6 protein-coding genes are annotated in these 8,338 nt (G+C 75.9%); 1 reads left to right on the top strand and 5 read right to left on the bottom strand.

Annotation, left to right across the window (positions count from 1 at the left end):
• Positions 1 to 49: 49 nt before the first annotated feature.
• The 4 genes from hutI to hutU form a co-directional block, all read right to left on the bottom strand.
• A complete protein-coding gene (gene hutI / locus ACSNOK_RS27145) occupies positions 50 to 1,231 on the bottom strand; it encodes an imidazolonepropionase (protein WP_436783416.1) in 1,182 nt (393 codons plus the stop codon).
• 425 nt (positions 1,232 to 1,656) lie between these two features.
• Positions 1,657 to 3,003, bottom strand: a complete 1,347-nt coding sequence (locus ACSNOK_RS27150) for a formimidoylglutamate deiminase (protein ID WP_436783417.1) — start codon at positions 3,001 to 3,003, stop codon at positions 1,657 to 1,659.
• Positions 2,994 to 4,181: an allantoate amidohydrolase gene (locus ACSNOK_RS27155; protein WP_436783421.1), complete on the bottom strand. Its 1,188-nt coding sequence runs from the start codon at positions 4,179 to 4,181 to the stop codon at positions 2,994 to 2,996. Before ACSNOK_RS27155 ends, ACSNOK_RS27150 begins: the two co-directional genes overlap by 10 nt.
• Before the next feature lie 128 nt (positions 4,182 to 4,309).
• On the bottom strand, positions 4,310 to 5,971 hold the full coding sequence (hutU, locus tag ACSNOK_RS27160) for a urocanate hydratase (RefSeq protein ID WP_436783418.1): 1,662 nt from the start codon (positions 5,969 to 5,971) through the stop codon (positions 4,310 to 4,312).
• A 180-nt stretch (positions 5,972 to 6,151) separates the two neighbouring features.
• Between hutU and ACSNOK_RS27165 the strand changes: the two genes are divergently transcribed.
• Positions 6,152 to 7,534 (top strand): diaminopimelate decarboxylase, encoded by a 1,383-nt coding sequence (locus tag ACSNOK_RS27165; protein WP_436783419.1) that lies wholly within the window; start codon positions 6,152 to 6,154, stop codon positions 7,532 to 7,534.
• Here the strand turns inward: ACSNOK_RS27165 and ACSNOK_RS27170 are convergent.
• A complete protein-coding gene (locus ACSNOK_RS27170) occupies positions 7,518 to 8,138 on the bottom strand; it encodes a hypothetical protein (protein WP_436783420.1) in 621 nt (206 codons plus the stop codon). The genes ACSNOK_RS27165 and ACSNOK_RS27170 overlap by 17 nt on opposite strands.
• Between the last annotated feature and the right edge of the window lie 200 nt (positions 8,139 to 8,338).

The following is an 8,338-nucleotide window of genomic DNA, read 5'->3' on the forward strand; positions in this document are numbered from 1 at the left end:
ACGACGGCCGCCGCCTCCGCCACGGGCGCCGGGGCGGGGGCGGGGCGCGTCAGACCTCGCGCACGCCCCGGCGCCAGACCGCCGAGACCAGCGGGACGCCCGGCCGGTAGGCGAGGTGGACGTGGCTCGGCGCGTCGAGCAGGACGAGGTCGGCGCGGGCGCCGGGCGCCACGCGGCCGACGTCGGTACGGCGCAGGGCCGCGGCGCCGCCCGCGGTGGCGGCCCAGACCGCCTCGTCGGGCGTCATCCCCATGTCCCGCACGGCCAGGGCGACGCAGAACGGCACCGAACTGGTGAAGGACGAGCCGGGGTTGCAGTCCGTGGACAGCGCGACGGTGGCGCCCGCGTCGAGCAGCCGGCGTGCGTCGGGCCAGGGGGCGCGGGTGGAGAACTCCGCGCCGGGCAGCAGGGTGGCGACCGTGTCGCCGGAGGCCAGGGCGTCGACGTCCGCGTCGGTGAGGTGGGTGCAGTGGTCGGCGGAGGCGGCACCGAGCTCGACGGCGAGCCGGACGCCGGGGCCGTGGCCCAGCTGGTTGGCGTGGACGCGGGCGTGCAGCCCCTTGGCGATCCCGGCCTCCAGGACCGTTCGGGCCTGGTCGCCGTCGAACGCGCCGCGCTCGCAGAAGACGTCCACCCAACGGGCGTGCGGGGCGCAGGCGTCGAGCATCTCGCCGGTGACGAGCGCGACGTAGCCGTCGGGGTCGTCGGCGAACTCGGGGGCGACGACGTGGGCGCCGAGGTAGGTGACCTCGTCGGTGTGGGCGGCGGCGATGCGGAGGGCGCGGGCCTCGTCGTGGACGCTGAGGCCGTAGCCGGACTTGGTCTCCAGGGTGGTGGTGCCCTGGCGGAGCGCCTCGTCGAGGTGGCGCCGGAGGTTGGCCTCCAGCTCGGCGTCGGTGGCGGCGCGGGTGGCGGCCACGGTGGTGCGGATGCCGCCGGCGCTGTAGCTCCGGCCCGACATCCGGGCGTTGAACTCCTCGGTCCGGTCACCGGCGAAGACGAGGTGGGAGTGGGAGTCCACGAAGCCCGGGAGGCCCGCCCGGCCCTCGGCGTCGACGGCGTTGTCAGTGGCGGGTGCTTTGCTTGTCGGACCGACCCAGGCGACGCGGTCGCCGTCGATGACGACCGCCGCGTCCTGGATCACACCGAGGGGGCCGGCACTACCGGGGAGGGAGGGGTCGTTGGTGACGAGGCTGCCGATGTGGGTGATCGCCGTGGTGGTGGGAGCCATGGTGGTGAGGACGTCCTTCGGGTTCGGGCGCTTCGGGCTCGGCGGTTTCCGGTCGGGGGTGCGGGCGGGGGTCCGGTCGGGGTTCGTGTCGGGGATGTGGTCGGGGATTTCGGCGGAGGTCCGGGCGGGTACGGCGGGGGTCGCGTTCGGCTTCCCGCCCGGTTCTGCTTCCCGGCGGCCCGGGGGCGGATGCTCGCGGGCCGGGTTCGTCCCGTCCGCCGAAGCCGGCTGGTTCAGCCGGTCCGGCCGGCCCATTCGGTCCGGCGGTCCGAGCGAGCCGAGGGGCTCCGGCGCACCGGACCGCCCGGGCGGGCCCGTCATACCGCATGGGCGGCCGGGCACTCCCGGCGGGCCGGACGGGCCGGGCGCGTCGACCGGGCCCGTCGCGTCGAACGGGTCGCTCGGGCCCGGTGTGCCCGCCGGGGTCAAGAGCGCAGGGCGGCGACGGAGTCGGCCAGCGCGCCCGCCACGTCCTCCACGAGCAGGTGGACACCGTCCCGTACGACGTGCCGTCCGCCGACGACGGTGTGCCGTACGTCCGCGTTGGTCGCCGCGAATACGGCCGTCTCGGCGCCCAGCCGGGGGTGCGGTCCGGCGGTGCGGACGGAGTCCAGCGCGACGGTCGTGAGGTCGGCGAGGGCACCGGGCTCGATGCGGCCGGCCTCGGGCCAGCCGAGGGCCGTGTGCCCGTCGGCGGTGGCGGCGCGGAGCAGGGCCGCGGCCGTCCAGTGGCCTCGGGTGCGGGTGCGCAGGCGCTCGTCGAGCTCCATCGCGCGGGCCTCTTCGAGGAGGTCGATGACGGCGTGGCTGTCGCTGCCCAGTGAGAGCGGGGAGCCTGCCCGCTGGAGGGCGGCGGCGGGGCCGATGCCGTCGGCGAGGTCGCGTTCGGTGGTGGGGCACATGCAGGTGCCGGTGGAGGAGCCGCCGAGCAGGGCGATGTCCTCGTTGGTGAGGTGGGTGGCGTGCACGGCGGTGGTGCGCGGGCCGAGGACGCCGTGGTCGGCGAGGAGCCGGGTGGGCGTGACGCCGTGGGCGGCGCGGCAGGCGTCGTTCTCGGCGGTCTGCTCGGAGAGGTGGACGTGCAGCGGGGCCGCGCGGTCGGCGGCCCAGGCCGCGACCGTGGCCAGTTCGGCGGCGGGGACGGCGCGCACGGAGTGCACGGCGGCGCCGATCCGGGCGTGCCCGGCGTCCTTGAGGGCGGCGGCGCGTTCGGCCCAGGCGTCGGCCGTGCCGTCGGAGAAGCGGAGCTGGTGCCGGTTGGGCGGTTGGCCGAAGCCGGCGGAGAGGTAGGCGGTGTCGAGGAGGGTGATGCGGATGCCGGCTTCGGCGGCGGCGGCGAGCAGGGCCGCGCCCATGGCGTTGGGGTCGTCGTAAGGCGTGCCGCCGGGGCCGTGGTGGAGGTAGTGGAACTCGCCGACGCAGGTGACGCCGGCGAGGGCCATCTCGGCGTAGGTGGCGCGGGCGAGCGCGAAGTACCGATCGGGGGTGAGCTTCTCGGAGACGCCGTACATGGTGTCGCGCCAGGTCCAGAAGGTGCCGGAGCCGATCTGGACGGCGCCCCGCAGGGCCCGGTGGAAGGCGTGGCTGTGGGCGTTGGCCAGGCCCGGGAGGGTGAGCCCGCGCAGGGTCACCGCCCCGGGCGGGGGTGCCGCCACCTCGGTGCGCACGGCCGTGATCCGGCCGTTGGCCGGGTCCGTGTCGATGGCCACGCCGGGTTCGACGTGGGTGCCGAGCCAGGCGTGTTCCGCCCAGTAGGTGGTGGTCACCGGCACGCGAGGCCCTCCAGTACGTCGGTGAGTGCGGTCACCCCGGCCACGCAGTCGTCCTCGGTGGCCGTCTCGGCCGGCGAGTGCGAGACGCCGGTGGGGTTGCGTACGAACAGCATGGCGGTGGGAACGGCGGCGGAGAGGATCCCGGCGTCGTGTCCGGCACCCGTGGGGAGCACGGGGACGCCGCCGAGCAGTCCGGCGAGCTCGTCGCGGAGGCCGTGGGCGAACTCGACGACGGGGGTGAACGACTCGCGGGTGACGCGGACGTCCACGCCGTCGCGCTGCCCGCGTTCGACCGCGGCCTGCTCGATGGCGGCGACGACCTCGGCCAGGGTCGCCTCGTCGGCGGCGCGGGAGTCCAGCCAGCCGCGGACGAGGGAGGCGATGGCGTTGACGCCGTTGGGTTCGACGGCGACCTTGCCGAAGGTGGCGAGGGCGCCGGCGAGGCGCGCCTTCTTGCGGGCGGCCAGCACGGTGTTGGCGTAGGTGAGCATCGGGTCCTTGCGGTCCTCGATGCGCGTGGTGCCGGCGTGGTTGGCCTCGCCGTGGAAGTCGAACCGCCAGCGGCCGTGCGGCCAGATCGCGGAGGCGACGCCCACGGGGTGGTCGGTGTCGGCGAGCGCACGCCCTTGCTCGACGTGCAGTTCGACGAACGCGCCGATCCGGGCGAGGCGTTCGGGGTCGGGGCCGATGGCCTCGGGGTCGTACCCGGCGCGCTCCATGGCCTGCGGCAGGGTGACGCCGTCGGCGCCGCGCAGCGCGTGCGCGGCCTCGGGGGTCAGCGTGCCGGCGGCGAGCCGGGAGCCGACGCAGGCGACGCCGAAGCGGGCGCCCTCCTCGTCGCCGAAGTTGACGACGGCGAGGGGCCGGGTGGGCGCGGCGCCGCGCGCGCGGAGCCCGTCGAGCGCGGCGAAGGACGACACGACGCCGAGGGGGCCGTCGAAGGCGCCGCCGTCGGGGACGGAGTCGAGGTGGGAGCCGGTGACGACGGCGTCGCCCGCGGTGGGGTCGCCGAGCCAGGCCCACTGGTTGCCGTTGCGGTCGACCTCGTAGGTCAGGCCGCGCGTCTCGGCCTGCGCCTTGAACCACTCCCGGCAGTCGGTGTCGGCGCCGGTCCAGGCGTGGCGGCGGTAGCCGCCGGAGGCCGCGTCACGGCCGATGGGGGCGAGGTCGCGCCACATCTCGTGGAAGCTCGCGCCCGCGGCGGACTGCTCTCCCGCCCCGCCCCTTCCCGAAGCCGGGGACGAGCCCCCGGACCCCCGAACCGCGCTCCGCGCGGTGTCCTCGAACGCCGGACGGGCTGTCTCGCTCACGCGTCACCCTCGCGCATCGGCACGCGCACCCCGCGGTCCTCGGCGACCGTCTCCGCGATGTCGTACCCGGCGTCGACGTGCCGGATGACGCCCATGCCGGGGTCGTTGGTCAGCACCCGGCGGATCTTCTCGCCGGCCAGCGGCGTGCCGTCGGCGACCGTCACCTGGCCCGCGTGGATGGAGCGGCCCATGCCGACGCCGCCGCCGTGGTGGATGGACACCCAGGAGGCGCCCGAGGCGACGTTGACCATGGCGTTGAGGAGCGGCCAGTCGGCGATGGCGTCGGAGCCGTCGCGCATGGCCTCCGTCTCGCGGTAGGGAGAGGCGACGGAACCGCAGTCGAGGTGGTCGCGGCCGATGACGACGGGGGCGGACAGCTCGCCGCTCGCCACCATGTCGTTGAAGCGCTCGCCGGCCCGGTCCCGCTCGCCGTAGCCGAGCCAGCAGATGCGGGCGGGCAGGCCCTGGAAGTGGACGCGCTCCCCGGCCATCCTGATCCAGCGGGCCAGGGACTCGTTCTCGGGGAAGAGGTCGAGGATGGCGCGGTCCGTCGCGGCGATGTCCTTGGGGTCCCCGGACAGGGCGGCCCAGCGGAAGGGGCCCTTGCCCTCGCAAAACAGCGGCCGGATGTAGGCGGGGACGAAGCCGGGGAAGGCGAACGCCCGGTCGTACCCGGCGAGCCGGGCCTCGCCGCGGATGGAGTTGCCGTAGTCGAAGACCTCGGCGCCGGCGTCCTGGAAGCCGACCATGGCCTCGACGTGCTTCGCCATGGACTCCCGGGCGCGGGTGGTGAAGCCGGCCGGGTCCTTGGCCGCGGCGTCGGCCATGTCCTCGAAGGCGATGCCGGCCGGCAGGTAGGCGAGCGGGTCGTGGGCGGAGGTCTGGTCGGTGACGATGTCGATGGGCGCGCCCATCGCGAGGAGCTGCGGGACGAGGTCGGCCGCGTTGCCGAGGACGCCGATGGACAGCGGGCGGCGGGCGTCGCGGGCCTCGACGGCCAGGTGGAGCGCGTGGTCGACGGAGTCGGCCTGCACGTCCAGGTAGCGGTGCTCGATGCGGCGGTCGATGGCACGCGGGTCGCAGTCGATGCAGATCGCGACGCCGTCGTTCATGGTGACGGCGAGCGGCTGGGCGCCGCCCATGCCGCCGAGGCCGGCGGTGAGGGTGATCGTCCCCGCGAGGGTCCCCCCGAACTTCTTCGCGGCGACGGCGGCGAAGGTCTCGTAGGTGCCCTGGAGGATGCCCTGGGTGCCGATGTAGATCCACGAACCGGCGGTCATCTGGCCGTACATGGTGAGGCCGAGGGCCTCCAGGCGGCGGAACTCCTCCCAGTTGGCCCAGTCGCCGACCAGGTTGGAGTTGGCGAGCAGGACGCGCGGCGCCCACTCGTGCGTCTGCATCACGCCGACCGGGCGGCCGGACTGGACGAGCATGGTCTCGTCCTGCTTCAGCGTCCTCAGGGTGCGGACCATGGCGTCGAAGGAGCGCCAGTCGCGGGCCGCCTTGCCGGTGCCGCCGTAGACGACGAGCTTGTCGGGGTGCTCGGCGACCTCGGGGTCGAGGTTGTTCTGCAGCATCCGCAGGGCGGCCTCCTGCTGCCAGCCCAGGGCGCTGAGCTCGGTGCCTCGCGGCGCTCGCACGGGTCGCGGTCCTGACATGGGCCCTGCCTCCCTGACTCCCGGCCGCGGCGGGCGCCGGCCGTGGGTGAGAAGAACGTGTGGAGAACGTGCTGAATAGAACTTCTGCACATACTGGGCCGGTGAATACGTCTAGTCAACAGGTGGCGCGGGCCCACCGCGCCGTGGCGCGGCACCGGCTCCGGTGGTGAAGTAGGGAGGGTGGGCCTGAAGGGGAACGGCCGGCCGGAGCCCGGCCCGGCGGAGCGGCGGGACGCCGCCGTCCGGGCGGCGGTGGCGCGGGGGCTGGTGAGCGAGCGCGAGCCGGTGGCCGGGCTGCTGGACGTGGCCGGGCTACGGGCGTCGGCCGCAGCCCTGCGCGCGGCGTTCGCCGACGTCCGCACCGGCGGTGAGGCCGCCGCCGACGGCGGCCCGGGCGTGCTGCACGCCTTCGCGGTGAAGGCCGCCTCCCTGGTGCCGGTCCTGCGGCTGCTCGCCGACGAGGGGCTGGGCTGCGAGGTGGCGAGCCCCGGCGAACTGGCCCTGGCCCGCGCCGCCGGCGTACCGCCCGACCGGATCGTCCTCGACTCCCCCGCCAAGACCCCCGCCGAACTGCGCGAGGCGCTGGCCCTCGGCATCGCCGTCAACGTCGACAGCCGCGCCGAACTCGCCCGGCTCGACGCGCTCGTGGCCTCCGGCGGGCCGCCCGCCTCCCCGCTGGGCATCCGCGTCAACCCGCAGGTGGGCGGGGGCAGCATCGGCGCGATGAGCACCGCCACGGAGAGCTCCAAGTTCGGGGTGGCGCTGCGTGACCCCGGCGCCCGCGCCTGGCTGCTGCGGGCGTACGCGGACCGCCCCTGGCTGACCCGGCTGCACGGCCACGTCGGCTCGCAGGGCTGCCCGCCGGAGCTGCTCGCGGAGGGCGTGCGGCTCGTCTACGAACTCGCCGAGGAGATCAACGGTCTCGCCGGGCGACAGCAAATCCGCACCCTCGACATCGGCGGCGGCCTCCCCGTCAACTTCGCCTCCGACGAGGTGGTCCCGAGCCACCGGGAGTACGCCCGGCTGCTCGCCGCGACCGTGCCGGGGCTCTTCGACGGGCGGTACGGGCTGGTCACCGAGTTCGGGCGGTCCCTGGCGGCCAAGCACGGCCTGGTGCTGGCCCGCGTCGAGTACGCCAAGTCCGCCGGGGGCCGCCGGATCGCCGTGACGCACGCGGGCGCCCAGGTGGCCACGCGGACGGTCTTCGCACCGGACGCCTGGCCGCTGCGAGTGGCCGCGTACGACGCCCTGGGACTGCCGAAGACGGGCGAGCCGGTGCCCCAGGACGTCGCCGGGCCCTGCTGCTTCGCCGGCGACCTGGTGGCCGTGGGCCGGACCCTGCCGCCGCTGGACACCGGCGACCACGTCGCCCTGCTCGACACCGGCGCGTACTACTTCTCCACCCACTTCGCCTACAACGCGCTGCCCCGCCCGGGGGTGTACGGCTGGCTCGGGACGGCGGACGGGGTACGGTTCGCGCCCGTCCGCGCGCCGCAGTCCCTCGCCGAACTGGTCGCCGAGAGCGGGGGCGCGCACGCGGGGGCGCTCAGCGGGCTGCGCTGACCGCCGCGCGGGCCGCGGGGCGCCGGTCACGGCGGGGGCCGCCGCCCGGGGCCGCGTCACCGGCGGCGAGACCGGTGGTCAGATAGCCGGGGACGCCCTTGGCGGCCGGGCTCCCCTTCGCCCACTCCGTCCGCACCCACAACAGCGCTTCCGCCCGGCGCTCCAGGCCGCCCAGCCACAAGGCCTTCGCCCACAGGCCCGCGCCCACGCCGGCCAGGGCCAGGCCGCCCGCTCCGGGCGCGACGAGCGAGGCGGCCACGGCGGCCGGGAACGCGAGCGCGAGCCACCGGCGGCGGCCGCGCCGCCAGGTGCGCGCGGTGACGGCGCGGTCCTGGAGGAACACCGACTTCCCCGCCCGCGAGGCGGCCTCCGCCAGCCGCGCGTACCGGCCGCGGCGGGCCGCGAAGCCCGCGGCGGCGGCCACGACGAACGCCGCCGCCCCGGCGAGCAGGCCGATCCGGCGGCCCGTCAGGCCGGGGAACGCCGCCCCGACGCCCGCCGCGAGGAGCCCGAGCCACCACAGCCAGGCGGCGGGTGCCCGCACGATCACCGCTACGCGGGCCAGTGCGTAGCTGCCGCTTCCGCTTCCGCTTCCGCGTCCCATGTCGAACCTCCTCACGTCGGCTGGATTTAGGGCGCAGGGTAGCGGCCGAATCTGAGGAGAAGCTGAGGATGGTGGGCGGGGGCGCCTGCGGCGGGCTGTGCCCCGGTCCCGCCCCTTCGCCGATTCCTGGGGCTGCGCCCCAGACCCCGCTATCGCGGCTTCGCCGCTCGTCCTCAAACGCCGGACGGGCTGATATAGCC

Source organism: Streptomyces sp. URMC 126, from assembly GCF_051386555.1.
GTDB lineage: Bacteria > Actinomycetota > Actinomycetes > Streptomycetales > Streptomycetaceae > Streptomyces.